Annotated in this window: 21 protein-coding genes; 12 read left to right on the top strand and 9 right to left on the bottom strand. The window is 64.3% G+C overall.

What is annotated here, in order from left to right; translation table 11 throughout:
* Nucleotides 1–6 precede the first annotated feature (6 nt).
* Entirely contained in the window at nucleotides 7–1,431 is a 1,425-nt protein-coding gene (gene puuE, locus LB553_RS06815) for an allantoinase PuuE (RefSeq protein WP_224511761.1), read from the bottom strand.
* A gap of 168 nt (nucleotides 1,432–1,599) precedes the next feature.
* Between puuE and uraH the strand changes: the two genes are divergently transcribed.
* The 4 genes from uraH (at nucleotide 1,600) to xdhC (ending at nucleotide 6,922) form a co-directional block, all read left to right on the top strand.
* On the top strand, nucleotides 1,600–1,974 hold the full coding sequence (gene uraH / locus LB553_RS06810; RefSeq protein WP_224511760.1) for a hydroxyisourate hydrolase: 375 nt from the start codon (nucleotides 1,600–1,602) through the stop codon (nucleotides 1,972–1,974).
* A 3-nt stretch (nucleotides 1,975–1,977) separates the two neighbouring features.
* Nucleotides 1,978–3,453, top strand: a complete 1,476-nt coding sequence (gene xdhA / locus LB553_RS06805; protein ID WP_224511759.1) for a xanthine dehydrogenase small subunit — start codon at nucleotides 1,978–1,980, stop codon at nucleotides 3,451–3,453.
* A complete protein-coding gene (gene xdhB, locus LB553_RS06800; RefSeq protein WP_224511758.1) occupies nucleotides 3,453–5,816 on the top strand; it encodes a xanthine dehydrogenase molybdopterin binding subunit in 2,364 nt (787 codons plus the stop codon). Before xdhA ends, xdhB begins: the two co-directional genes overlap by 1 nt.
* A gap of 155 nt (nucleotides 5,817–5,971) precedes the next feature.
* Nucleotides 5,972–6,922 (top strand): xanthine dehydrogenase accessory protein XdhC, encoded by a 951-nt coding sequence (xdhC, locus tag LB553_RS06795; RefSeq protein ID WP_224511872.1) that lies wholly within the window; start codon nucleotides 5,972–5,974, stop codon nucleotides 6,920–6,922.
* A gap of 28 nt (nucleotides 6,923–6,950) precedes the next feature.
* Here xdhC and dps read toward each other — a convergent pair whose 3' ends face one another.
* Entirely contained in the window at nucleotides 6,951–7,439 is a 489-nt protein-coding gene (gene dps / locus LB553_RS06790) for a DNA starvation/stationary phase protection protein Dps (protein ID WP_224511757.1), read from the bottom strand.
* A 227-nt stretch (nucleotides 7,440–7,666) separates the two neighbouring features.
* Between dps and LB553_RS06785 the strand changes: the two genes are divergently transcribed.
* Nucleotides 7,667–8,497, top strand: a complete 831-nt coding sequence (locus tag LB553_RS06785) for a PhzF family phenazine biosynthesis protein (protein ID WP_224511756.1) — start codon at nucleotides 7,667–7,669, stop codon at nucleotides 8,495–8,497.
* A 191-nt stretch (nucleotides 8,498–8,688) separates the two neighbouring features.
* On the opposite strand, the gene LB553_RS06780 is transcribed toward LB553_RS06785, so the two are convergent.
* The gene (locus LB553_RS06780; protein ID WP_224511754.1) at nucleotides 8,689–9,609 is read right to left on the bottom strand and encodes a LysR family transcriptional regulator; all 921 of its coding nucleotides are present in this window, start codon (nucleotides 9,607–9,609) and stop codon (nucleotides 8,689–8,691) included.
* A 278-nt stretch (nucleotides 9,610–9,887) separates the two neighbouring features.
* On the opposite strand from LB553_RS06780, the gene LB553_RS06775 reads away from it, so the two are divergent.
* From LB553_RS06775 to LB553_RS06760, 4 genes are all read left to right on the top strand, one after another.
* Nucleotides 9,888–11,114: a urate hydroxylase PuuD gene (locus LB553_RS06775; protein ID WP_224511752.1), complete on the top strand. Its 1,227-nt coding sequence runs from the start codon at nucleotides 9,888–9,890 to the stop codon at nucleotides 11,112–11,114.
* A gap of 2 nt (nucleotides 11,115–11,116) precedes the next feature.
* Nucleotides 11,117–12,433: a guanine deaminase gene (gene guaD / locus LB553_RS06770; RefSeq protein WP_224511750.1), complete on the top strand. Its 1,317-nt coding sequence runs from the start codon at nucleotides 11,117–11,119 to the stop codon at nucleotides 12,431–12,433.
* 221 nt (nucleotides 12,434–12,654) lie between these two features.
* Complete coding sequence (locus LB553_RS06765) at nucleotides 12,655–13,158, top strand: heme-degrading domain-containing protein (protein WP_224511749.1); 504 nt, start codon at nucleotides 12,655–12,657, stop codon at nucleotides 13,156–13,158.
* On the top strand, nucleotides 13,155–14,414 hold the full coding sequence (locus LB553_RS06760; RefSeq protein ID WP_224511748.1) for a glycerate kinase: 1,260 nt from the start codon (nucleotides 13,155–13,157) through the stop codon (nucleotides 14,412–14,414). The genes LB553_RS06765 and LB553_RS06760 overlap by 4 nt, the downstream gene beginning before the upstream one ends.
* A gap of 253 nt (nucleotides 14,415–14,667) precedes the next feature.
* Here the strand turns inward: LB553_RS06760 and LB553_RS06755 are convergent, their stop codons facing one another.
* From LB553_RS06755 to LB553_RS06735, 5 genes are all read right to left on the bottom strand, one after another.
* On the bottom strand, nucleotides 14,668–15,399 hold the full coding sequence (locus LB553_RS06755; protein ID WP_318011483.1) for a UdgX family uracil-DNA binding protein: 732 nt from the start codon (nucleotides 15,397–15,399) through the stop codon (nucleotides 14,668–14,670).
* A gap of 87 nt (nucleotides 15,400–15,486) precedes the next feature.
* The gene (locus LB553_RS06750) at nucleotides 15,487–16,893 is read right to left on the bottom strand and encodes a glutamine synthetase family protein (RefSeq protein WP_224511747.1); all 1,407 of its coding nucleotides are present in this window, start codon (nucleotides 16,891–16,893) and stop codon (nucleotides 15,487–15,489) included.
* Between the two features lie 11 nt (nucleotides 16,894–16,904).
* The gene (locus LB553_RS06745; RefSeq protein WP_224511746.1) at nucleotides 16,905–18,281 is read right to left on the bottom strand and encodes an aspartate aminotransferase family protein; all 1,377 of its coding nucleotides are present in this window, start codon (nucleotides 18,279–18,281) and stop codon (nucleotides 16,905–16,907) included.
* 139 nt (nucleotides 18,282–18,420) lie between these two features.
* Nucleotides 18,421–19,395 (bottom strand): WD40 repeat domain-containing protein, encoded by a 975-nt coding sequence (locus LB553_RS06740; protein ID WP_224511745.1) that lies wholly within the window; start codon nucleotides 19,393–19,395, stop codon nucleotides 18,421–18,423.
* Nucleotides 19,396–19,667: 272 nt separating this feature from the next.
* Nucleotides 19,668–20,711, bottom strand: a complete 1,044-nt coding sequence (locus LB553_RS06735; RefSeq protein ID WP_224511744.1) for a CobW family GTP-binding protein — start codon at nucleotides 20,709–20,711, stop codon at nucleotides 19,668–19,670.
* 385 nt (nucleotides 20,712–21,096) lie between these two features.
* Between LB553_RS06735 and LB553_RS06730 the strand changes: the two genes are divergently transcribed.
* On the top strand, nucleotides 21,097–21,570 hold the full coding sequence (locus LB553_RS06730; RefSeq protein ID WP_041000249.1) for a MarR family winged helix-turn-helix transcriptional regulator: 474 nt from the start codon (nucleotides 21,097–21,099) through the stop codon (nucleotides 21,568–21,570).
* A gap of 246 nt (nucleotides 21,571–21,816) precedes the next feature.
* Here LB553_RS06730 and LB553_RS06725 read toward each other — a convergent pair whose 3' ends face one another.
* Complete coding sequence (locus LB553_RS06725) at nucleotides 21,817–22,677, bottom strand: AraC family transcriptional regulator (protein WP_224511743.1); 861 nt, start codon at nucleotides 22,675–22,677, stop codon at nucleotides 21,817–21,819.
* A gap of 45 nt (nucleotides 22,678–22,722) precedes the next feature.
* Between LB553_RS06725 and LB553_RS06720 the strand changes: the two genes are divergently transcribed.
* Together LB553_RS06720 and LB553_RS06715 are read left to right on the top strand one after the other, a co-directional pair.
* Nucleotides 22,723–23,130 (top strand): DUF2000 family protein, encoded by a 408-nt coding sequence (locus LB553_RS06720; RefSeq protein ID WP_224511741.1) that lies wholly within the window; start codon nucleotides 22,723–22,725, stop codon nucleotides 23,128–23,130.
* Between the two features lie 426 nt (nucleotides 23,131–23,556).
* Nucleotides 23,557–24,441 (top strand): DMT family transporter, encoded by an 885-nt coding sequence (locus LB553_RS06715; RefSeq protein ID WP_224511870.1) that lies wholly within the window; start codon nucleotides 23,557–23,559, stop codon nucleotides 24,439–24,441.
* The last annotated feature ends 52 nt before the right edge of the window (nucleotides 24,442–24,493 follow it).

Genomic DNA, 24,493 nt, shown 5'->3' with positions numbered 1-24,493 from the left:
CTGGCGTTATTGCGGGAGCATGTCTTTCAGGCGAAGCAGCGCGATGCGTTCGGCCTGTTTGCAGGCGATTTCCAACTCGGTGCCGCGGCTGTTGCCGATCCGCGCCTCGAACTCCGCGAGGATTTCGTCCTTGGTCTTGCCCTTGACCGCGATGATGAAGGGGAAGCCGAAGGTGGTGACATAGGCGGCGTTGAGTTTCGAGAACAGCTCGCGCTCCTTGTCGGTCAGCGCGTCGAGCCCGGCGGAGGCCTGCTCCTTGGTCGATTCCGGCGTCAGCCGCTTGGCCGACGCCAGCTTGCCGGCGAGGTCCGGATGGGCGTTGAGCACGGAAAGCCGTTCGGCCTCCGTCGCTGCGCGGAAGATGCGGCAGAGCGCGTTGTGCAGGCCGCCGGCACTGTCATGCGCGGGTCCAAGCTCCAGCTCGTAGGCGCGCTCGGCGATCCAGGGCGAATGCTCGAACACGCCGCCGAAGGCATGCACGAATTCCTCGAACCCCATCCGCGAGGGCCGCAGCGCCGGCGCCTCGTAGGGGTGCGTTTCGCGCCAGTGTTTGGCGATGTCGATGCGCCGTGTCAGCCACACCTTGTCGTGCGATTTCACATAGTCGACGAAGCGCTTCAATGCCGCCACTCGTCCGGGACGGCCGACCAGCCGGCAATGCAGGCCGATATTCATCATGCGCGGCCGCCCTGCCTTGCCCTCGGCGTAGAGCGTGTCGAAGCTGTCCTTCAGATAGGCGAAGAACTGGTCGCCGGAGTTGAAGCCTTGCGGCGTCGCGAAACGCATGTCGTTGGCGTCGAGCGTGTAAGGGATGATGAGCTGCGGCTTCTCCAGTCCGTCGCGGTCGAACCAGTAGGGCAGCTCGTCGTCATAGGTGTCGGAAACGTAGTCGAAGCCGCCTTCCTCGGCGACGAGCCGCACGGTGTTCACCGAAGTGCGGCCAGTATACCAGCCGGTCGGCCGCGCGCCGGTCACTTCGTAATGCAGTTTGATGGTCTCTTCGAGATCGCGCTTCTCGTCTTCGGCCGCGTGGTCGCGATAATCGATCCATTTCAGGCCATGCGAGGCGATTTCCCAGCCGGCCTCCTGCATCGCCGCGACCTGGTCGGGCGAGCGCGCGAGGGCGGTGGCGACGCCGTAGCAGGTCACCGGCACCTGCGCTTCAGTGAACAGCCGGTAGAGCCGCCAGAAGCCGGCCCGGGCGCCGTATTCATAGATCGATTCCATGTTCCAGTGGCGCTGGCCGACCCAGGGCGCCGCGCCGACGATCTCCGACAGGAAGGCCTCCGAAGCCTTGTCGCCGTGCAGCACGCAGTTCTCGCCGCCTTCTTCGTAGTTGACGACGAACTGCACCGCGACATGTGCGCCGCCGGGCCATTTCGGATCCGGCGGATTGGCCCCGTAACCGCGCATGTCCCGTTCGTAACGCATCGCCGCTCCTGCCGATTGTTGCATTGAAGATATCGAAAGGGGTGCTGCTGCATTCCCCCGAAAATTTTTGAAAGTGCTTTTTGCCGCACTCCGCTCGACCGGGGCTTATGCATCGCCTTTAATTGGCGCACAATTGACCTGAAACTGTACCGGGATGGGAGGCGGCCAGTGGCAGAGACCTCGAAAGCCGATGGCGGGCGCCTGACGACCCATGTGCTCGACACCGCGACCGGTCGGCCGGCAAAGGGTCTGTCGATCGGGCTGTTCCGCATCGAGGGCGGGAACCGCACGCATCTCAAGACCGTCGCCACCAACGATGACGGCCGCTGTGATGCGCCGCTGCTTGCCGGCGCCGATTTCCGCACCGGCGAATATGAGCTGGTTTTCGCCGCCGGCGATTATCTGCGCGGCCAGGGCGCCAAGCTGCCTGAGCCCGCCTTTCTCGACGTCGTGCCGATCCGCTTCGGCATGGCGGAAGAACGGCACTACCATGTCCCGCTCTTGATTTCGCCCTATGGCTACTCGACCTATCGGGGGAGCTGAGACATGCCAGAGATCCGCAACGACATACGCTTCATCCTGAACGGCGCCGACGTGGCGCTGACCGACGTCGCGCCCGATGCGACCCTGCTCGACTGGCTGCGGCTCAACCGCTCGCTGCGCGGCACCAAGGAAGGTTGCGCCGAGGGCGACTGCGGCGCCTGCACGGTGCTGGTCGGCAAGCTCTCCGCCGAAAGTCTCGTCTATGAGAGCGTCAATGCCTGCATCCGCTTCATGGGCTCGCTCGACGGCACCCATGTCGTCACCGTCGAGCATCTGTGCGGCGACGGCGAAAAACTGCATCCGGTGCAGCAGGCGATGGTCGATTTCCACGGCTCGCAATGCGGCTTCTGCACGCCGGGCTTCATCATGTCGCTCTATGCGCTCTGGATGAGGACCCCCGATCCGTCCAACGCCGCGATCGAAAAGGCGCTACAGGGAAATCTCTGCCGCTGCACCGGCTATGAAGCGATCATGCGCGCCGCGCATGCCATTTCGAGCTATGGCGAGGCGGCTAAGGATCCGCTGGCCGCGGAGCGCGAGGACATCACCGCACGGCTGAAGGCACTGCGCGATGGCGCCAGGGTCGAGATCGGGTTGGGCAAGGCGCGATTGATCGTGCCGGCCAGCGTCGACGATTTCGCCGCCTTGCTCGAGAAAGAGCCGGGCGCCACCATCATCGCTGGCTCGACCGATGTCGGTCTCTGGGTCACCAAGCATATGCGCGAGATCTCGCCGGCGATCTTCATCGGCGGTCTCGACGGCCTGCGCACGATCTTGGAGAAGGATGGCGTCATCACCATCGGCGCCGGCGCCACCTACACCGAGGCCTTCGAGACGCTGTCGAAGCGCATTCCGGCATTGGGACCGCTGGTCGACCGCATCGGCGGCGAACAAGTGCGCAACATGGGCACGATCGGCGGCAACATCGCCAACGGCTCGCCGATCGGCGACACGCCGCCACCGCTGATCGCGCTCGGCGCGCAGCTCACGCTGCGCAAGGGTGAGGCGCGCCGCACCATACCGCTCGAAACCTTCTTCATCGCCTATGGCGAGCAGGACCGTCAGCCCGGCGAGTTCGTCGAAGCAGTGCATGTTCCGGTGCCGACGCGAGGCGAAAAATTTGCCGTCTACAAGGTCACCAAGCGGCGCGACGAGGATATCACGGCGACGCTCGGCGCATTCTACCTGACCTTGGCCAAGGACGGCACGGTGGCTGACATCCGCATCGCCTATGGCGGCATGGCCGCGACGCCGAAGCGCGCCACTGCGGTCGAGAAGGCGCTTATCGGCAAGGTCTGGAACGAAGAGACGGTGGAGGCTGCGATGGCCGAATATGCCAGCGACTTCACGCCGCTGACCGACATGCGCGCGACCGCCGAATACCGGGCGCTGGCGGCGAGAAACTTGTTGCTGCGCTTTTACATCGAGACGACCGGAACGAAGGCGCCGTTCCAGGTCTCGCGCAACGAGGCGGCCTGATGAACAAGCACGCCACTCCCAATCTCAAGGCGGAAAAGATCGCCGGCGGTGTGGCCACCGACCAGCGGCACGATTCCGCGCACAAGCATGTCAGCGGAGCCGCCGTCTATATCGACGACATGCCGGAGCCTGCCGGCACGCTGCATATCGGCCTCGGCCTCTCCACGGTCGCGCATGGCGCGTTGAAAAGCATCGACCTGTCGGCGGTGCGGTCGGCGCCGGGCGTGGTCGATGTGCTGACCCATGCCGACGTGCCCGGCGAGAACGATGTTTCGCCGAGCAACATGCATGACGATCCGGTGCTCGCCGAAGGCAAGGTTGAGTTTTACGGCCAGCCGATCTTCGCCGTGGTTGCCGAGACGCGCGAGGAGGCGCGCCGCGCCGCGCGGCTTGCCAAGATCGAATATGACGAGCTTCCGGCCGTCATCGACATCTGGAATCTTGACCCGGTCAACGACAAGCAGGTCACCACGCCGTTGATCCTGAAGCGCGGCGATGCGGCTGCGGCGATTGCCGCCGCACCGCGCCGCATCAAGAACCGCATGTGGCTCGGCGGCCAGGACCATTTCTATCTCGAAGGCCAGGTCTCGCTGGCGATCCCCGGCGAGGACGACGAGGTCATCGTCTATTGCTCGACGCAGGGCCCGAGCGAGACGCAGCATCTGGTTGCCCATGCGCTCGGCGTGCCGAGCCATGCGGTGACAGTCGAAGTGCGCCGCATGGGCGGCGGCTTCGGCGGCAAGGAAACGCAGGCCAACCAGTGCGCCGCGATCGCCGCCGTTGCCGCCAAGAAGCTCAAGCGCGCGGTGAAGATCCGGCTCGACCGCGACGAGGACATGACCGCCACTGGCAAGCGGCACGACTTCGCCATCGACTACGAGGTCGGCTTCGACGACGAGGGTAATATCCTGGGCGTCGACTTCACCTATGCGCTGCGCTGCGGCTTCTCCGCCGACCTCTCCGGTCCGGTCGGCGACCGCGCGCTGTTCCACTGCGACAACGCCTATTTCTATCCTGCGGTGCATGCGAAGTCGGCGCCGCTCTACACCAACACAGTTTCCAACACCGCCTTCCGCGGCTTCGGTGGGCCGCAGGGCATGGCCGGCGCGGAGCGCGTCATCGACGAGGTCGCCTTCGCCGTCGGCAAGGATTCGCTCGAGATCCGCAAGCTCAATTTCTACGATCCGATGGAGGCCATCGGCGAGCGAAGCGTCACGCCCTACCACCAGAAGGTCGAGGATTGCATCATCCAGCGCATCGTCGCCGAGCTGGAGGAAAGCGCGAACTATGCGCGCCGCCGCCGTGAGATCAGCGCCTTCAACAACAACAGCCGCTTCATCAAGCGCGGCCTGGCGCTGACACCGGTCAAGTTCGGCATCTCCTTCACCAAGACTGAGGCCAATCAGGCCGGCGCGCTGGTGCATGTCTATGCCGACGGTTCGGTCCATATGAACCACGGCGGCACCGAGATGGGCCAGGGCCTGCATCTCAAGGTGGCGCAGGTCGTGGCCGAGGAGTTCCAGATCGACCTCGACCGGGTCAAGATCACCGCCACCACCACCGCCAAGGTGCCGAACACCTCGCCGACGGCCGCGTCTTCCGGCGCCGACCTCAACGGCATGGCAGCGCAGGACGCCGCCCGCCAGATCCGCAAGCGGCTGACCGATTTCGCCGCCGATAAATATCAGGTGCCGCACGACCAGGTCGTGTTCCTGCCCAACCGGGTGCGCATCGGCAACCAGGAAGTGGCCTTCAATGATCTGGTCAAGCAGGCCTATATCAACCGCATCCAGCTCTCGGCGGCCGGATTCTACAAGACGCCGAAGATCCATTGGGACCGCAGCAAGGGGCGCGGCCATGCCTTCTACTATTACGCCTATGGCGCGGCGTGCTCGGAGGTCTCGGTTGACACGCTGACCGGCGAATATGTCGTCGAGCGCACCGATATCCTGCACGACGCCGGCCGTTCGCTGAATCGGGCGATCGACCTCGGCCAGGTCGAGGGCGGCTTCATCCAGGGCATGGGCTGGCTGACGACGGAGGAGCTTTGGTGGGACAATGGCGGCCGGCTGCGCACGCATGCGCCGTCGACCTACAAGATCCCGCTCGCGTCTGACCGGCCAAAGATCTTCAACGTCAAGCTGACCGACTGGTCGTCGGCCTATGAGCCGACCATCCACCGCTCCAAGGCTGTCGGCGAGCCGCCGCTGCCCCACGGCATGTCGGTGCTGCATGCGCTGTCGGACGCGGTTGCGAGCGTCGCGGATCACAAGATCTGTCCACGTCTCGATGCTCCGGCGACGCCGGAACGCGTGCTGATGGCGATCGAGCGATTGAAGCGGGAAGCGGTGAAGCCGGCTTAAAACGTGCAATTCGGGCCGAAAAACACTATATTTCGGCGCTAGAGCATGATCCCGAAAAGTGGGAACCGGGTTTCGGAGAAAGATCATGCTCCAATAAAGAGTTAGATCGTGAGGGCGATTCAACGAAACGCCATCACGATCTGGGAATGCAGACGATGGACTCGAACGCGCAAAGCCTGAAGGCATTTCTCGGCCAAACTGGCCGGGTCGCTCTCGTCGAAGTGGCGGCCACCAAGGGCTCGACTCCGCGAGAGGCCGGCGCCTTCATGCTTGTCTCGGCATCGGCCATTTTCGGCACGATCGGCGGCGGCCAGCTCGAATACATGGCGATCGACAAGGCGCGGCAGATGCTCTCCCCCCGTGAGGGGGAGATGGCCGCGAAGCGGCCAGAGGGGGACGTCACAGAAGGCACCGCCAAAGCGCGGAGCACTGCGCGGGCGACCCCACCCGGCGGCTCCGCCGCCGCCACGCTTGACGTCCCGCTCGGGCCAGAAATCGGCCAATGTTGCGGCGGCCGCGTCGAGGTGCTGATCCGCCTCGTCGATGCCTCGCTGGAGCAGCAACTGATCGCCAAGGCTGAATCGGAAGAAGCGCATCTGCCGTATGTCTATCTCTTCGGCGGCGGCCATGTCGGCCAGGCGCTGGCCGCGTCGCTGGCATTGCTGCCGATCCATGTGGTCGTCGTCGAGACCCGATCCGAAGCGCTGGAAGGCATGCCGGAAACGGTCGAGACGCGGTTGACGCCAATGCCTGAAGCCGTGATACGCGAGGCGCCGGCCGGATCGGCCTTCGCTGTCCTGACCCATGATCATGCGCTGGATTTCCTGATCGTCGCCGAGGCGCTGAAGCGCGACGACAGCGCTTATGTCGGCATGATCGGCTCGAAGACCAAGAAGGCAACCTTTAGGAACTGGTTCCTGAAATCCGCCGAGGGCAGCGAAGCGCAGTTTGGCCGGCTTATCTCGCCGATCGGCGGCAATGCGGTGAAGGACAAGCGCCCGCCGGTGATCGCAGCGCTTGCTGCCGCCGAGATCATGACGGCGCTGGTGTCGCAGGCCGCGGAAGCGCCAAGCTCAGCCGGCGCTGACAAGGCGATGGCCGGCTGATTCAACCGCCTGCGCAAGGAAAGTCTGGCTATTCCTTTTCCTGCGTGTGCGCCTCGAGGAACCACAGCAATTTGTCGAGCGAGCGCGAATAGGCGGTAAAGATATCCGCCGTATCGCGATCGCCGGCGTCGTCGGCTTCGTCAATTGCTTCGCGGGCGAGCTTGGCGGCCGTGGCATAGCGGTCGATCAGCGCGGCCAGATGATCCTTGGTCTTGTGGATGTCGGTCGGATAAGGCTTCAGCCTGGTCGCCTTCGACACTTCCTGCGAGGTGCCATGCGCGGTGCCGCCGAGCTGCACGGCGCGTTCTGCGATGATGTCGACATGGCCGTCGATCTCCTCGCGGAATTCGTCCAGCATCTCATGGATGGCGATGAATTGCGGACCCTTGACGTTCCAATGCGCCTGCTTGGTGATCAGCGCCAGGTCGATGGCGTCGGCGAGCCTGGCGTTGAGCAGATCGATCGATTCCTTCCTGGCATCGGATTTGAGGTCGTTCTTGGTGACGATGGCGTCCATGGTCGACTCCTGTCGCGGCTGGATCGATTGGCTGAGAGCTGAAGGCGGCCCGAACGACCGCCAACTGTCAAAACGGCGGTGGGTCGAATTTCGTTCCCCATCGGATTGAAGCGCACCATCCCGATTGCAGGTGTGAGTGGCGTTCACCGCTGCTTGCCGGTTTCTTCATTTCCCAAAGCGGCTCGAAACGTGTTTGTTGCGCCTCGCGGGACAACGGGGTCAGGAACATGGACGTATTGAAGATCGCAGCCTTTTCGGACGGGAACAGCGGCGGCAACCCCGCCGGAGTGATGATCGGCGGGGCCTTGCCGGATGCGGCCGACATGCAGCGCGTCGCGGCCGAAATCGGTTTTTCCGAAACTGCCTTCGCGGCGCCCGAGGGCGACAGCTGGCGCGTGCGCTATTTTTCGCCGGAGTCGGAAGTGCCGTTCTGCGGCCATGCCACGATCGCGCTCGGCACGGCGCTGGTCAGGAAATTCGGCGACGGAATTTTCAGGCTGACCCTCAACCAGGCCGACATCACCGTCGAAGGGTTTCGCTATGGCGCCAACTTTGTCGCCGCGTTGCAGTCGCCACCGACGCGCAGCAGGCCTGCGTCGGCCGAACTGGTCGAGGAGGTTCTCGCCTTGTTTGGCTATCAGCCGGGCGATCTCGATCCCGCCATCCCGCCGGCGCTCATCCACGGCGGCGCCGATCATCTGGTGTTGGCGCTGAAGTCGCGCGAGACGTTGGCTGCGATGGCTTATAACTTGAAGCAAGGCCAGTCCTTCATGCGGCGCGAAGGCCTGGTCACCATCCTGCTTGCCTATGCCGAGACACCGCGCCTCTTTCACACGCGCAATCCCTTCGCGTCCGGCGGCGTCTACGAGGACCCGGCGACGGGTGCCGCGACCGCTGCCTTTGCCGGCTATCTGCGTGATCTCGGCTGGCCGCATCGCGGCGCCATCGACATCGTCCAGGGCGAGGATATGGGGATGCGCTCGCGCCTTCATGCCGATATTCCACCGGCGCCCGGCAGCTCGATCAGGGTGTCGGGCACGGCGCGGCTGATGGATTGATCCGAAGCCATTCCAGGAAAAGTGCGCTGCGGCTAGACTCCGCGCCTTCGCCGTAGCCTTCCGTCCGGAATTGCGAAAAACCAAACTCTAGACGGGCGGCTTCCTCGGCCTGCGCTCCGCTTCGCGTCGCTCGCCCGTTGATGACGACGTCACGGAGACTTCGGCCGATCCCGCCGCAACGCTGGTACCCCTTACTTCCCAGCCAAGATATCCTTGATCAGCCGCTGGCAGCGGTCGGCCATGAAGTCGAGCAGCAGCCGCACCTTCGGGTCCTGCAGCTTCTTGTGCGGATAAACGGCGGCGAATTGCACCGGTGTCGGCGGCGCCTGGGGCAGGATCACCTTCAGCCGCCGGTCGCGGATGAAGGGCTCGACCTCGAAGCGCGGCTTGTTGATGATGCCGCGCCCCGACAGCGCCCAGCCGGTCAGCACGTCGCCGTCGTCGGTGTCGTAAGGGCCATGCACCTCGAGTTTCTGCACGCCGCCCGGCGTCTGCAAGGTCCAGACGAATTCGCGCGCGCCGGCATAGCGCAGCATCAGACAGTCGTGCTTCTTGCCGACCAGTTCCTGCGGCTCCGCCGGTTCGCCGCGCGCTTCCAGATATTTCGGCGCCGCCACCAGCACGCGCTCGCATTCCATGATGCCGCGCATCCTGAGGCTGGAATCCTCGATGATGCCGAGCCGGAAGGCGACGTCGATGCCTTCCTTCATGATGTCGACATTGTGGTCGGAGAGTCTCAGCCGCACCTCGATATCGGGGTATTTGTCATGGAAATCCGGAATGCCGGAAGCGATCAGGCGGCGGCCGAGGCCGAGCGGTGCCGTAACCCTGATCGTGCCGCGCGGTTGGCCGGAAAGTGCTGCAACCGCGGCTTCCGCTTCGGTGATCGCATCCAGCACCTGCTTGGCGCCGGTGTAGAACACCGTGCCGTGCTCGGTCGGCATCAACTGCCTTGTCGTGCGGTTGAACAGCCTCACGCCCAGATGCTTCTCCAGCTCCTTGATGCGGTTGGAGGCGACCGCCGGCGAAATGCGCATGTCGCGCCCCGCGGCCGACAGATTGCCGAGCTCGACGACACGGACGAAGACGGCAATGTTGTCGAGATAGGCCATGCGGGTTCGTGGCTCTTGAACGGCTGCGCGAAGCGTGTGGAGATTCAGGTGATGGCCTGCAAAACGCCGGGCTCCTGCGCTTCCGGTGCTCACGTACTTCAACTACGCTCGCTCCGGTTCTCGAAACCCGCCGTTTTCGGCTCGGCCTGACCTGAATCCTCACACACCTTGGGCAACCCTAGTATTTTCCATTTTTTTTTGAAAGTCATCGCGCACCTCGCCTCTTTTCGTTTGCGCGCCAGACCGTAAAGTCGCTCTCATCGGCAGGGACGAGTGCAATGACGGATTTCGCGATTTTCTGGGACTGGCTGAGCTTCGCCGTCCGCTGGCTGCATGTCATCACCGGCATCGCCTGGATCGGCTCGTCCTTCTATTTCGTCGCCCTCGACCTCGGCCTGCGCCAGCGTCCCGGCCTGCCCGCCGGCGCCTTCGGCGAGGAGTGGCAGGTGCATGGCGGCGGCTTCTACCATATCCAGAAATATCTGGTCGCGCCGGCCGAGATGCCGGAGCACCTCACCTGGTTCAAATGGGAATCCTACGCCACCTGGCTGTCGGGCTTCGCCATGCTCTGCGTGGTCTATTACGCCGGGGCCGACCTCTTCCTGATCGATCCCAACGTGCTCAACATCTCGGTGCCGGTCGGCATCCTGTTGTCGCTGGCCACCATCGGCGTCGGCTGGATCGTCTATGACCTGCTCTGCCGCTCGCCGCTCGGCAAAAGCGACACCGGGCTGATGCTGGTGCTCTATTGCGTGCTGGTGTTCATCGCCTGGGGGCTGACGCATCTCTTCACCGGCCGCGCCGCCTTCCTGCATCTCGGCGCCATCACCGCCACGATCATGTCGGCCAATGTCTTCATGGTCATCATCCCCAACCAGAAGATCGTCGTCGCCGACCTGATCGCCGGCCGCAAGCCGAACCCGAAATACGGCAAGATCGCCAAGCAGCGCTCGCTGCATAACAACTACCTGACCTTGCCGGTCCTGTTCCTGATGCTGTCGAACCACTATCCGCTGGCCTTCGGCACCCAGTTCAACTGGGTCATTGCTTCGCTGGTCTTCATCATCGGCGTTCTGATCCGGCACTATTTCAACACTTTACATGCAAGGAAGGGCAACCCGACCTGGACCTGGCTCGGCGCCGCCGTGCTGTTCATGATCATCATCTGGTTGTCGACCGTGCCGAAGGTGCTGACCGGCGAGCCGAAGACCTCCGCCGCCTCCGCCGCAGCGCAGGTCTACATCGCCTCGGCGCATTTCCCGGCCGTGCGCGACACTGTGCTCGGCCGCTGCTCCATGTGCCACACGCAAGAGCCGGTCTATGAAGGCATCTACCATGCGCCGAAGGGCGTGCTGCTCGACACCGACGAGCGCATCGCCGAGCATGCGCGCGAGATCTACATCCAGGCCGGCCGGGCGCATGCCATGCCGCCCGCCAACGTCACCCAGATCACCGACCAGGAAAGGGCCCTTCTGGTCGCCTGGTTCGAAGGCGCCGGAAAGTAAGCATGACAGCGAAAATTCTGCGCGGCCGCACGCTCTCCTTCCTGCGTTGGCCCGAAGCGGTCGACGACCATTCCGCCTGGCGCTACGAGGAAGATGGCGGGCTGCTGATCGACAACGGCAAGATCGCCGCAGCCGGCTCCTCTGCCGAGGTCTTGAAGAAGGCGGGCGCCGGCGTCGAGACGATCGACCATCGTCCGCATCTGATCCTGCCGGGGTTCCTCGACGCCCACGTTCACGTGCCGCAGATGCAGATCATCGCCTCCTACGGCGCCGAGCTGCTCGACTGGCTGAACAAATACACCTTTCCGGAAGAGTCGAAATTCCAGAACGCGCAGCATGGCCGCCGCATCGCCAGGGTCTTCCTCGACGAGATGCTGCGCCAGGGCACTACGACCGTCGTCGCCTATTGCTCGGTGCACAAGTCTTCAGCCGAGGCTTTCTTCGCCGAGTCGCATGAGCGCAATATGCTCAACATCGCCGGCAAGGTGATGATGGACCGCAACGCGCCGGACGGCGTGCTCGACACGGCGCAGACAGGCTATGACGATACCAAGGCGCTGATCGCCGAATGGCACGGCAAGGGCCGCCAGCTCTATGCCATCACGCCGCGCTTCGCCATCACCTCTACGCCCGAGCAGATGGAGATGGCCGGCGTGCTCTGCCGCGAGCATCCCGATCTCCACATGCAGACGCATCTGTCGGAAAACCACGCCGAGATCGCTTTCACCCAGGAGCTTTACCCCTGGTCGCGCGACTACGCCGATGTCTATGAGCATTACGGCCTGCTCGGCAAGAAGAGCCTGTTCGGCCATTGCATCCATCTGTCGGAACGCGAGGCGGATGCGCTGTCGCAATCGGGCTCGGTCGCGGTGTTTTGCCCGACTTCCAATCTCTTCCTCGGCTCCGGCCTGTTCGACTATCAGCGCTACCGCCGGCGCGAAAAGCCGCTCAGGATCGCCGCCGCGACCGATGTCGGCGGCGGCACCAACTATTCGATGCTGCGCACCATGGACGAGGGCTACAAGGTGATCGCGCTGAACGGCGAGAAGCTCAACCCGTTCCAGTCCTTCTGGCAGCTGACGCGCGGCAATGCCGAGGCGCTTTCCGTGGCCGACAGGGTCGGCACGCTGGAGGAAGGCACCGATGCCGACATCGTCGTGCTCGATGCTCATGCGACGCCGGGGATGCGGCTCAGGATGGAGACCGTGGAGACGCTGGCGGAAGAGCTCTTCCTGCTGCAAACGCTGGGCGACGACCGCGCCGTGCGCGAGGTCTATGTGGCCGGGCGGCCGGCAAAGAGCGCGATTGTGGCTGGGTGACCCCCTCACCCGGATTGCTGACCGAATTGCGAACGGCAATTCGGGGCAATCCGACCTCTCCCCGAGGGGAGAGGAGGGCCGCCGAGCCTGGCGCCCATCTCTTCACCCGACCGGGGAGAAGGTGGCCGCGAAGCGGCCGGATGAGGGGGCCTCCGCGACGAATGCTTGACCGGACAGAGGTTGTCGTACAAACGACGGTGTCGATTTTCGGAGAACGAGACATGGCCACCGCCGACGACATCGCTCTGATCAAGAAACAGGAAGCCACGCTGGTCTTTGCGGCTTTCGATGAGGCCGTCGCCTTCAAGATAGGTTTCGCCATCAGGGACCGGGCGCTGAGGGAAAACCTGCCGATCATCGTCGACATCAGGACCTTCGACCGGCCGCTCTTCTATGCCGCAATGCCGGGTTCCAATGCGTCAAATCCCGATTGGGCGCGGCGCAAGATCAACGTCGTGAAGCGCTATCTGAGAAGCACCTATCGCCTGGTGCTGGAGCAGCAGCGCCCGGACCGCACGTTCAAGGTCGGCGAAGCGCTCGACATTGCCGATTATGTGCTGGCCGGCGGCGGCTTTCCGGTCACGGTGAAGGGCGCCGGCGTGATCGGCGTCATCGCGGTCTCCGGCTTGCCGGAGCGCGAGGACCATGGCGTCGTGGTCGACGCGCTGTGCGCCCATCTTGGCATCGATGCGTGCGGGCTTGCGCTGCCGCCGGAAGAAAAATGACCGACCCGAAAAGCTTCCTCACATCGATCTTCAACGCCGCCGTCGCCGCCGCCGACCCGGAAAAGACGATCCGCAATCATTTGCCGGCGAAGCCGAAGGGCCGCACCGTCGTCATCGGCGCGGGAAAGGGCTCGGCGCAGATGGCCGCCGCCTTCGAGAAGGTCTGGGATGGCCCCATCGATGGGCTAGTCGTCACCCGCTACGGCTATGGCGCCAGATGCGAGCGCATCGAGATCATCGAAGCGGCGCACCCGGTGCCGGATGCCGCCGGTCTCGAGGCGTCGCGCCGGCTGCTGGAGAAAGTGCGTGGGCTGACTTCGGACGACCTGGTCGTGGCGCTGATTTCCGGCGGCGGCTCGGCCCTGCTGCCGTCGCCGGCTCCGGGGCTGACGCTTGCCGACGAGATCGCCGTCAACGAGGCGCTGCTTGCCTCCGGCGCGCCGATCGCGGCGATGAACACCATCCGCAAGCATGTCTCGACCATCAAGGGCGGACGCCTGGCCGCCGCCGCTCATCCGGCCCGGGTCGTATCGCTGGTCGTGTCCGATATCCCGGGCGACAATCCGGCGCTGGTCGCATCGGGACCGACCGTTCCCGACACCGGCAGCCGCGCGGATGCGCTGGCCTCGATCGCCGCCTACGGCATGAAGCTGCCGGCCTCGGTCATGGCGCATATCCAGTCTCCGGCCGCGGACGCGCCGCGCCCCGACGATCCGCGCTTCGGCGGCAACGAAGTGCACCTGACCGCCTCGGCCGCCGTCTCTCTGGAAGCCGCCGCCGCCGAAGCGAAGCGGCTAGGCATCGAGGCCGTCATCCTTTCGGATGCCATCGAAGGCGAAGCGCGTGAGGTCGGCGGCGTGCATGCCGCGATCGCCCGCGAGGTGGCGACGCGCAATCACCCCTTCGCCAAGCCGGTGCTGATCCTGTCCGGCGGCGAGACGACAGTGACATTGCGGGCAAAGGGCAAGGGCGGCCGCAATTCCGAATTCCTGCTCGCCTTCGCCATCGGCATCGACGGCGTGAATGGCATCGATGCCTTGGCTGCCGACACCGATGGCATCGACGGCTCGGAGAACAATGCCGGCGCCTTCGCGGACGGCTCGACCGTGGCGCGCATGCGCGCGGCAGGCGTCGACGCCAAGGCGATGCTCGCTGGCAACAATGCCTGGACGGCGTTCAATGCGGTCGGGGATCTGTTCGTGCCCGGGCCAACAGGCACGAATGTGAATGATCTGAGGGCGATTCTAGTCCGTTAGACGACGACGCCGTGTCATCTACGCGAGCGTAGGCGCTGCCCCTCATCCGCCCTGTGGGCACCTTCTCCCCGTGAACGCGAGAAGGCGATAGCCGCGCCGCGCTGGCGATTGGCGAAGCGCTGCGCGACAGCTTTTTCTCCCTGTCACTGTACGGGGAGAAATGCCCGGCAGGGCAATGAGGGGCAGCGCGAACGATCGCCGCTTAATCGGCATTGCATGAGTGATCGAAAGAGAAGCGGCTAGCACTCCCCCATCAAGCAGCCATCAGCTGCTTCACCTTCCGCATATCCTGCAAAAACCGCTCCTTCTCGGCCTCCTTGTCCTCCCGATCGCGGATGCGCAGGATGAAGGACGGGTGGATGGTCACGAACACGCGCAAGCCATCCTCGCGCTCGATCACATCGCCGCGCATCTTGGTGATCGGCACCGCCTTGCCGAGCAGCGACTGCGCCGCCGTCGCGCCGAGCGCCACCACGAGGTTCGGCTTGACGAGATCGAGCTCCTTGTCCAGCCACCAGCGGCAGGCCTGGATTTCGCCGGCATTGGGCTTCGAATGGATGCGCCGCTTGCCGCGCGGTTCGAATTTGAAGTGCTTCACCGCATTGGTCACATAGACCTTGCGGCGATCGATCTCGGCGTCGCCCAGTATGTTGTCGAACACCTTGCCTGCCGGCCCGACGAACGGCTTGCCGGCCAGATCCTCCTGGTCGCCCGGCTGCTCACCGACGAAGATCACATCGGCATTCTCCGGTCCCTCGCCGAAGACGGTCTGCGTTGCGTCATGCCAAAGCGGGCAGCGGCGGCAGCCTTTCGCCTCTTCGCGCAACTCCGGAATATCGTCGGCTTCAGGCGCCACCACATCGGCCGGCTCGGGCGTCGGCCAATGCTTGGCCTTCACCTTGGCATGGTGCGGTGCTGGGGTGGTTGGCATCCGGTCGATCATCTCTGACGCGGCTCTGTCTGCTCCTGCTATCCAATCTGGAATGAGCGAGGCCTCGGGAAGGTTCCGCCAATATTTCTTCGGCGGTCCGATGTCGGCAAAACGTGATCGTCCCGCCTGCTGGGCGCTGCCTCAAACCTCGTGCAGGTAGAGATGATAGTCCAACTCGCTGACGGTCCGCGCGACGCGCAGATATTCAGCCTGCTTGATCGCCACGAAGGTCCGGTGCAGGTCGGGGCCGAGCGCCGATTTCAGGAAATCGGAGCCTCTGGCCGCCTCGATCGCAGCGCGCCAGTCGGCCGGCATGCTCGACTTCTCCGCTGCCTGCTCGTAGCCGTTGCCGGTCGTCTCGGGGCCAGAGTCCAGACCCTCATCCAGGCCTTTGACGATCCCGGCCAGAACCGTTGCGGCGACAAGGTAGGGGTTGGCGTCAACGCCCGACGGCCGATGCTCGATGCGGCGGTTCTTGGCGTCGCCCGCCGGTACACGCAGCGCCACCGAGCGGTTGTTGACGCCCCAACTGGGCGCCACGGGCGCGTAGGATTGCGAGACGAAGCGGCGCCATGAGTTGGCGTGCGGCGCAAACACCAGCATCGATTCCGCCATGGTGTGGATCAGGCCGCCAAGCGCGTTGAGCAGCTTTGGCGACCATTTCTCGCCGGCGCCCTCGGTGAAGACATTGTGGCCGGCATCGTCCTGCAGCGAGACGTGGAAATGCATGCCGGAGCCGGCATAGGCCTCGATGGGCTTGGCCATGAAGCAGGCGGTGACACCGTGCCGGCGCGCCTGCGCCCTGACCAGCCGCTTCAGCATCACGAGGTCGTCGGCCGCCCGCATTACGTCCTTGCGGTAGTTCAGCGTCAGCTCGTATTGGCCGGGCGCGTATTCGGAAATCACGGTTTCGGCCGGAATGCCTTGCGCCTTGGCTGCGGCGTAGATGTCGGAAAACAGCGGCTCCATGCCATGCAGATGGTCGACTGAATAGACCTCGGTCTTGGCCGAGCGGCGGCCGTCGAGCACCGCGCGGGCAGGCTGAACCTTGCCATCCGCATCGCGCTCGTTGGACAGCAGGAAAAACTCAAGCTCGAAAGCGCCCGCCGGATGCAGGCCGCGCGCCGCCAGCAATTCCACCTGCCTTGCCAGCACCAGCCGCGGGTCGGAGGTCATCGGCTGGCCGTCGAGATGGTGCATCGACATCAGCACCTGGCCGCGCGACGGCTTGGTGCCGAAGAGCGGCACAAGCGTGCCGGGGATCGGCCATGCCCTGAGATCGCCGTCGCCGGTGTCCCACACCAGCCCGGTTTCGTGCACATCCTCGCCGGTGATGTCGAGGCCGAGGATCGAGATCGGCAGGTGCCGGCCGTTCTCGAAAATGCCCATCAGCTCGTGCCGGCGCACGATCTTACCGCGACCGATTCCGTTGGCGTCGGTGAGCACGATGTCGAACGCCTCGATCTCGGGATGCGCGTCGAGAAACGCCTTCGCCTCGGCGGGAGTCGAGCCGGAAGGAGAGGTGGTAGCGGCGTTCAGATTGTCCATCGCCGCTTTTCTCACGCCGCAAGCTTGCCCGCAACCGCGGCGAAGGCGGCGATCAGTCGGCTCACCTGCGCCGAAGTCGTTGCCGGTGAGATCAGCATCATGTTGTGGAACGGCGCGATCAGCACGCCGCGATTGACCAGCGCGACATGGATGGCGGCTTCGAGCTCCGGCGCATGCGCCTTCTCCGCTTCGCCGCCGTTCCCAAGCGGTCCGGGCGCGCAGATGAACTCGACGCGGGCGCCGACCCGTGCGACATGCCAGGGCAGCTTGTTTCGCTGGATGACGGCGGAGAGCCCCGCATCGAGCCGGCGCGCCAGCCGGTCCATATGGGCGTAGGCGTCCTCGGTCATCACCTCTTCCAGCGTCGCGCGCATCGCCGCGAATTGCAGGGGGTTGGCCGACAGCGTCGTGCCCATGCCGGAATAGCCGGGCTCCTTCGCCCGGTTGTAGGCGGCGTAACGCGTGGCGACCTCTTCGCTCATGCCCCAGATGCTTGCCGGCACGCCACCGGCTACCGGCTTGCCGAGCACGAACAGGTCCGGCTCCAGCCCGTGCTTGCGCGTATAGCCGCCGGGGCCGGTCGAAATGGTGTGCGTTTCGTCGATCAGAAGCAGCGTGCCGGCCGCACGGGTCAGGCGCCGCAGCGCGTCGTGGAAGCCGGGTTCCGGCAGCACCATGCAGGAATTGGTCAGCACCGGCTCGGTGATGACGCAGGCGACGTCGCGGTCAGCCAGCGCTGCTTCCAATGCGGCAATATCGTTGAACTCGACGATCTTCGTTGCTCGCGTCAGGTCGCGGAATTCGCCGGCCAGCCCAGGCCGGTTCACCGGTTTGCCGTCGATCAGACGCACCATCGTCTCGTCGACCGAGCCATGATAGCAGCCGTTGAAGACCAGAATCTTCTCGCGCCCGGTCACCGCGCGGGCGACTCGCAGCGCGAAGCGGTTGGCGTCGGTGGCAGTGGTTGCGATCTGCCAGTAGGGCAGGCCGAAGCGCTGCTGCAAAAGCTGGCCGATCGCCAGCGCGTCCTCGCTGGGCAGCATGTAGGTCAGACCCCGGGCAGCTTGCCGGCGGATGGCGCGGGCGACAGCTGGCGGCGAATGGCCGAGCATCGAGCCGGTATCGCCGAGGCAGAAATCGTCGAGTTTGTTGCCGTCGATGTCGGTGATGGTGGCGCCCTTGGCGCCGTCGACCAGGATCGGGAACGGCGTCGGCCAGTCCGTCATCCAGTGCATCGGCACACCGCCGAGGAAGCCGGCAATGCCGTTGCCCAGCTTCGCCTCGGATTTCGGCCGCGCCTTGCGGAAGGCGACCGCTTCTGCTTCGCGCAATTCGGCGATTCGGGCGATCTCGATGCCGCCGATGGAAGTCCGGTGGATTGAATGCATGAAGTCCCCTCAGACGGTAGGCAGTAGGGCAGTAGGGCAGTAGGGCAGTAGGGCAGTAGGGCAGTAGGGCAGTAGGGCAGTAGGGTGGCTTTCAAGCGCTATTTCCCTACTCCCTTACTGCCCTACTGCCTTACTCCCCTTAAGCCGTGATATCGATCACGCCGCAATCGCCGGCGGCGCTGCCGAACACGACGCGGCGTTCTTCCTTGTCCCACATCATCGACGTGATGGCGCCCTTGCCGGGGCGGCGCAGCAGCACTTCCTTGGCGTCGGCGAAGCGCGCCGCGATCACCATGCCGTCTTCGTAGCCGATGGCCACGACGTCCTGGCTCGGATGGCAGACGACGCAGGTCACCATGGTGTTGCCGCGCGTGCCGAGCTCCAGCGGCGCCTTGCCCATTGGTCCGTCTTTGCTGGCGAACGGCCACACGATCGCCGCCGGCGCGCCGGAACTCGCCAGCCATTTGCCCTTCACGCTCCAGGACAGGCTCTTCACCTTGCCGGGATAGCCGCTCATGCGCATGTGCTTGCCGTCGGCGAGCTTCCAGCCATGCAGCGCGTTTTCCTGCATGGTGGTGACCAGAAAGGCGCCGTCCGGCGAAAAGGTGATGCCGGTATGAGCGCCGGCCCATTCGAGTTCCACCGGTTTGCCTTCGGCGGCCGGGAAATGCAGTGTCGCGCCATTGTAGCGGGCGACGCCGAAGCGCATGCCCTTGGGCGAGAAGGCGAGCCCTTCCACCGAACGCGGATGGGCAAATTCCTCGATCTTGCCGTCGGCGAAACGCACGAAGGCGGTCTTGCCCGAAGCATAGGCGACCGCGCCCTGCGGTCCGGCAGTGACGCTGGTCACCCATTTCCTGCCGGCGCTGGCCAGTTCGCTCACCTCGCCGCCGGCCTTCACGGCAAACACCTTGCCGTCCTCGCCGCCGGTGATCAGCCGGTCCTTCGCCGCGTCGTGGAAGGCGGCGAGCAGGCCGTCATTGGCCTGCGCGGTCTTATACCCATTGTCGAGCCGGTGGATCGTGCCGTCAGCCAAAGCGAAATGCGGCACCTCGTTGAGAATGACGGCGGCGACGCAATGGCCTTCGAGATCAAGCGGGGCGACTGTGGGCATTATAGATTGGTCCATTCGAGATTTCTGCCATTCCCATAAGGGGTCGAGCCGCAGGTCTCAACCCATGCTTGGAATCGCTATGCGGGAAGCGGCGCTGGCGTGCGGTTCTCCCTTCTCCCCTTGTGGGAGAAGGTGGCCTCGCGAAGCGAGGTCGGATGAGGGGTGTTCCAGGGAACGCCGTCGTCTCACTCCGCTGGAACACCCCTCAACCATCTCGGCGCTGCGCGCCGATCCACCTTCTCCAACAAGGGGAGAAGGAAGAAGGCGCGGAATCAAGCTGCCTGGCAGGCTTCAAAACTCTTCCTGAGCCGCTCGGCGTCCAGATCGCGGCCGATGAAGACCAGCCGGCTCTCATGTTTTTCGCCGTCCTTCCAGGCGCGCTGGTGATCGCCCTCGAGGATCATGTGCACGCCCTGCAGCACATAGCGGTCCTCGTCGCCCTTGAGCGCAATGATGCCCTTTAGCCGCAGGATGTTGGGTCCCTCCATCTGGGTCACCTTCTCGATCCAGGGAAAGAACTTCTTCGGGTCCATCTCGCCGCCGCGCAGCGACACCGACTTCACCGTCACGTCATGGATGTCGGACGGGTGGACGTGATGATGGTGGTCGTGACCGTCATGATCGTGGTGGTCGTGATCATGGTGGTCATGATCGTGGTCGTGCGCGTCGAGGAAATGCGGATCGTTTTCCAGCGCGCGCGACAGGTCGAAAGCGCCGCGGTCGAGCACTTCGGTGAGCGGCACGCCGGAACGCTGTGTGCGATGGATTTTGGCGGCCGGGTTGATGGCGCGGATCGTTGCCTCGACTTTTTCCAGCTCTTCCGGAGTGACGAGGTCGGTCTTGTTCAGAACCACCACGTCGGCAAAGGCGATCTGGTCCTCGGCTTCCTTGGAATCCTTCAAGCGCAGCGGCAGGTGCTTGGCGTCGACCAGCGCCACTACCGCATCGAGCTTGGTCTTGGTGCGCACGTCGTCGTCCATGAAGAAGGTCTGCGCCACCGGCACCGGATCGGCAAGACCCGTGGTCTCGACGACGATGGCGTCGAAGCGGCCAGGGCGTTTCATCAGGCCCTCGACGACGCGGATCAGGTCGCCGCGCACCGTGCAGCACACGCAGCCATTGTTCATCTCGTAGATTTCCTCGTCGGATTCGACGATCAGGTCGTTGTCGATCCCGATCTCGCCGAACTCGTTGACGATGACGGCGTAGCGCTTGCCGTGGTTCTCCGACAGGATGCGGTTGAGTAGCGTCGTCTTGCCCGCGCCGAGATAGCCGGTGAGAACGGTTACGGGAATTTGCGTCTGTGCATCGCTCATGGTTTGCCTCGAAAGTCTTGGCTCGAAAATCCTGGATTGTCGGCCTCATATAGGATGGGTGCCGCGCTTTTGCACCCGCCAAACCGATGGGCCAGGCGGACCCTTTAAGCGGGATGGCGCCAAGCGCGGGTCAGCGGCGGCTGAGGCAGGCCAGACGCAAGACCCGCACGGGCGCCCAATGGCCTTCACCAGCGTTCGCGGTGAATCTCGCCGGCGCAAAAGTCGTTTGTCATCTAACTGAAATAAACATCTGGCATCACCTGCGCGGGCACCGCAATGCTTGCCGGCAAAGCGTTCCGCAAGCCGGATTCTAGAGATCGTCATTTGCCAACCGTCGGGCAGCCTCTATGCTGGACGCGTCGGTTCGGCCGAAGAGGGAATGGCCATGGCCAAGGCGGACAAGACAGCGACAATGAGCCGGCTGCATTCGGCGGCAAGGCTGGCGCGCACGGCGCTGGCGGCGCGGCTTCTGGCGCATGGTTTTTACGCCGGCCAGGACCAGATCATGCTGGCGCTCGACCGCGAGGACGGCCAGACCCCCGGCAATCTCGCCGGCAAGCTCGGCGTGCGCCCGCCGACCATCACCAAGACCATTAACCGGCTGCAGGCGCAGGGTTTCCTCGAAAAGCGCGCCTCCAACGCCGATGCCCGCCAAGCCCATATCTTCCTCACCGAATCCGGCCGTGAAACCATTCGCGCCATTGAGAAGTCGGTCAAGAAGACCGAGAAACAGGCGCTGAGGGGCCTCGACAAGAAGGACCAGAAGGCGCTGTTCAAGCTGCTGGCCCGCATTGAGGCCAATCTGTCGAACGAAGATCTGGTGCTGATCGACGACGACGCGGAGTTGGATGAGGCGTGACGCGCAGCGTCATCGCTCAGCCGCGAGACGTTGGTGACAGACGCGCGATGCGTAGCATGGTCGCGCAACGCGAGAACGTTTCCATTAATGAGCGACGCGCAGGCGTCGTCTCGAGTAACGCAAGCGCGATGCGCAGCATCGTCGCGCAACCGCGGACCAAAGCATCGCCGGTTTAGCGGAACGGCGACGATGCTGCGCATCGCGCCTGAACGCCATCACCGGACGCCTCGCCCTTGAGCGACGACGCTACGCGTCGCGCACCAGCGCCGCCCAGCGCCCCGGTGTCATGCCGAATGCCTTCTTGAAATGGCGGTTGAAATGGCTCTGGTCGCTGAAGCCGGCGCCGGCGGCGATTTCCGCCAGTGGCTCGCCCTCGGCGATCATGCGCCGCGCCTTTTGCAGCCGGCGCATCAACAGGAAGCGATGCGGGCTGGTCGAATAAGTGGCGCGAAAATGGCGCGACAGCGCGTAGCGGTCGAGGCCGGTAACGGCCTCCAGCTCATCGGAATGCACCGCCCGTTCGGCATTCTCCTCCAGATAGTCGCGGGCAAGCGCCGCCGCCCGCCATGCGGTCTTGCCCGTGGATTTTGCCGGCTGTCCGGAATGGCGTTTCAGCTGTTGCGCCAGTTGCGCAACGAAATCCGCCACGAAAAGGTCGCCGAGTTCTTCGTCCAGCGGCCCCAGCGCCGAGAGCAGCGTGTCCCGCAGCGCCGGATCGTCGACCACGGCGTCGCGCACGAAAGGCAGCGCTTCGCCATCAAGGCAGTCGAGCAGCAGGGACGGCTCCAGGTAAAGGATCCGGTAGCGCAGCCCGTCTTCCGTTCCGGCGCCGCCATCGTGCAATTCGTCGGGGTGCAGCACGATCACCTTGCCCGGCAGGCTGTGTTGCAGCGCGCCGCGATAATGGAAGCGCTGCACGCCATGCAAGGTCACGCCGATCGCGTAGGTGTCGTGCCGGTGGAGCTCGAAGGCGTTGCCGCGGAATCGAGCTTCGATGCGTTCGAGGCCAAGCCCGCCCAGCGCCGAAACGATGCGATCGCCATCGGCCGCATCCGCGCACGAACGTTCAAGACCTTCCTGCGCTTCCGCGCCTAGAGCCTGCGCCATCGCCTTGTTCCGCCCGTCATGGGCCATTTCGGAGTCTCAATCTTGGTGTTCGATACGAAAATTGCAATTGTCCTCAGAGAGGATCTGCCGGTGTGGCAGAAGCTCAACGTCACCGCGTTCCTGACCAGCGGCATCGTCGCGCAGTTCCCCGAGATCATCGGCGAGCCGTATCGCGACCGCGCCGGCAACCGCTACAACCCGATGTCGATCCAGCCGGTCATCGTCCTGTCGGCCGACGCCGCGACGCTGGGCACGATCCATCGCCGGGCATTGGAGCGCGGCGTCACGACGTCCGCCTATATCGAGGAGATGTTTTCGACCGGGCACGACCTCGCCAACCGCGCCGTCTTCGCCGAATTCGCGCCGGACGATGCCAGGGTCGTCGGGATCGCTATGCGCGGCGAGAAAAAGCTCGTCGACAAGATCACCAAGGGCGCTCGCATGCATGGCTGATTTTATACCATCTTGAACGTTCGAGATTGGCAGCTACCTCGCCAACTTCGTCATCCTTGGGCGTAGCGACGCGAAGCGGAGCGAAGACCCAAGGATCCATGCCGTGACCTTCGCCGAAGTTTGCAACGGAGCAGAATTTGCACCGTTGGTGGAGCGTCGATGTAACGGCATGGATCCTCGGGTCTGCGCCGCGTCGCTTCGCTCCCTGCTCCGCCCGTGGATGACGACCCGCGAGAACCGTTCAAGCCAATCGCCGACGGCAATCCGCTCTAAGCCTGTCCGAAGCGCTTGTTGGGCCAGTCGCTTTTGGCTTGCTGGCAAGCGGCGATTGCCGCAGAAGGGTAACGTCTATCTTCCTTCGGCCCGACCTTGAGCATTCCCAAAAACAACGAAGACAGCGCAACGCCGCCCGCGGCGATGCTTCTGATGCTCTGCGTCTATGTCTGCTTCACCTTTCTTGACACCTCCAGCAAATATCTGGTGCTGGCCGGCGTCTCGGCGCTGATCGTCGCCTGGGCCCGCTTCGCGGTCCATGTCCTGCTGGTCGGCCTCTTCCTGCGCGGCTGGCGCGAGCCGGCGCGTTTTCGCGCCAACAACCTGCCGGCGCATATATTGCGCGGCTGCATGCTTTTCGGCTCGACCATGTTCAACATCCTGGCGCTGAGGACGCTGCAGCTCGCCGAGACCACCTCGATCTATTTCTTCGGCCCGATGGTCATCACCGCCCTTGCCGGCCCGCTGCTCGGCGAATGGGCCGGCTGGCGGCGCTGGCTCGCGATCCTCACCGGCTTTGTCGGCGTGCTCATCATCACTAGGCCCGGCGTCGGCGTGTTCGGTATTGGCCATCTCTTCGCGCTGGGCTCGATGCTGTCGAACAGCTTTTACGTCATCATGACGCGGCGCATGTCCTCGACGGAGACATCCGAGAGCCTGATATTGTTCTCGGCGCTGGCGCCGTCGGTGCTGCTGGCCCCGATGCTTGCCTTCGCGCCCGCGCTGCCCCACGGCGGCTTTCAATGGTTCGTCGTCTTGATGCTGGGCGTCTTCGGCGCCGGCAGCCACTATCTGCTGGTCCGGGCCTATCGCCTGGCAACCACGACGCAGTTGGCGCCTTTCCCCTATTCGCAGATGGTGTGGATGATCATCTCCGGCTGGCTGATCTTCCACCAATTCCCCGACCGCTGGACCTTGCTGGGCGCTGTGATCATCGTTGCGAGCGGGCTCTACATCATCCACCGCGAGCACCGGCTTCGCGTCCGCAACTCCGCCTCGCTCGACACCGAGGCCGAGGCGCTGGCGAAAAAACTTTGATTTGCTCCCGATCGATGGCATAAGGCCGAATTTAAACAATTTAAAGACCCTG

Origin of the sequence: Mesorhizobium sp. CA8, assembly GCF_020164955.1 — a bacterium.
Taxonomy (GTDB): Bacteria; Pseudomonadota; Alphaproteobacteria; order Rhizobiales; family Rhizobiaceae; genus Mesorhizobium.
Note: the sequence above shows the minus strand (reverse complement) of the source record. Positions and strands in the feature narration are given on the sequence as shown.

What these genes read in the sequence shown, in the direction of transcription:
- puuE (WP_224511761.1), bottom strand. Translation starts at nt 1,431, where the DNA reads ATGCGTTACGAACGGGACATGCGCGGTTACGGGGCCAATCCGCCGGAT.
- xdhA (WP_224511759.1), top strand. Translation starts at nt 1,978, where the DNA reads ATGCCAGAGATCCGCAACGACATACGCTTCATCCTGAACGGCGCCGAC.
- xdhB (WP_224511758.1), top strand. Translation starts at nt 3,453, where the DNA reads ATGAACAAGCACGCCACTCCCAATCTCAAGGCGGAAAAGATCGCCGGC.
- xdhC (WP_224511872.1), top strand. Translation starts at nt 5,972, where the DNA reads ATGGACTCGAACGCGCAAAGCCTGAAGGCATTTCTCGGCCAAACTGGC.
- dps (WP_224511757.1), bottom strand. Translation starts at nt 7,439, where the DNA reads ATGGACGCCATCGTCACCAAGAACGACCTCAAATCCGATGCCAGGAAG.
- LB553_RS06785 (WP_224511756.1), top strand. Translation starts at nt 7,667, where the DNA reads ATGGACGTATTGAAGATCGCAGCCTTTTCGGACGGGAACAGCGGCGGC.
- LB553_RS06780 (WP_224511754.1), bottom strand. Translation starts at nt 9,609, where the DNA reads ATGGCCTATCTCGACAACATTGCCGTCTTCGTCCGTGTCGTCGAGCTC.
- LB553_RS06775 (WP_224511752.1), top strand. Translation starts at nt 9,888, where the DNA reads ATGACGGATTTCGCGATTTTCTGGGACTGGCTGAGCTTCGCCGTCCGC.
- guaD (WP_224511750.1), top strand. Translation starts at nt 11,117, where the DNA reads ATGACAGCGAAAATTCTGCGCGGCCGCACGCTCTCCTTCCTGCGTTGG.
- LB553_RS06765 (WP_224511749.1), top strand. Translation starts at nt 12,655, where the DNA reads ATGGCCACCGCCGACGACATCGCTCTGATCAAGAAACAGGAAGCCACG.
- LB553_RS06760 (WP_224511748.1), top strand. Translation starts at nt 13,155, where the DNA reads ATGACCGACCCGAAAAGCTTCCTCACATCGATCTTCAACGCCGCCGTC.
- LB553_RS06750 (WP_224511747.1), bottom strand. Translation starts at nt 16,893, where the DNA reads ATGGACAATCTGAACGCCGCTACCACCTCTCCTTCCGGCTCGACTCCC.
- LB553_RS06745 (WP_224511746.1), bottom strand. Translation starts at nt 18,281, where the DNA reads ATGCATTCAATCCACCGGACTTCCATCGGCGGCATCGAGATCGCCCGA.
- LB553_RS06740 (WP_224511745.1), bottom strand. Translation starts at nt 19,395, where the DNA reads ATGCCCACAGTCGCCCCGCTTGATCTCGAAGGCCATTGCGTCGCCGCC.
- LB553_RS06735 (WP_224511744.1), bottom strand. Translation starts at nt 20,711, where the DNA reads ATGAGCGATGCACAGACGCAAATTCCCGTAACCGTTCTCACCGGCTAT.
- LB553_RS06730 (WP_041000249.1), top strand. Translation starts at nt 21,097, where the DNA reads ATGGCCAAGGCGGACAAGACAGCGACAATGAGCCGGCTGCATTCGGCG.
- LB553_RS06725 (WP_224511743.1), bottom strand. Translation starts at nt 22,677, where the DNA reads ATGGCGCAGGCTCTAGGCGCGGAAGCGCAGGAAGGTCTTGAACGTTCG.
- LB553_RS06715 (WP_224511870.1), top strand. Translation starts at nt 23,557, where the DNA reads ATGCTCTGCGTCTATGTCTGCTTCACCTTTCTTGACACCTCCAGCAAA.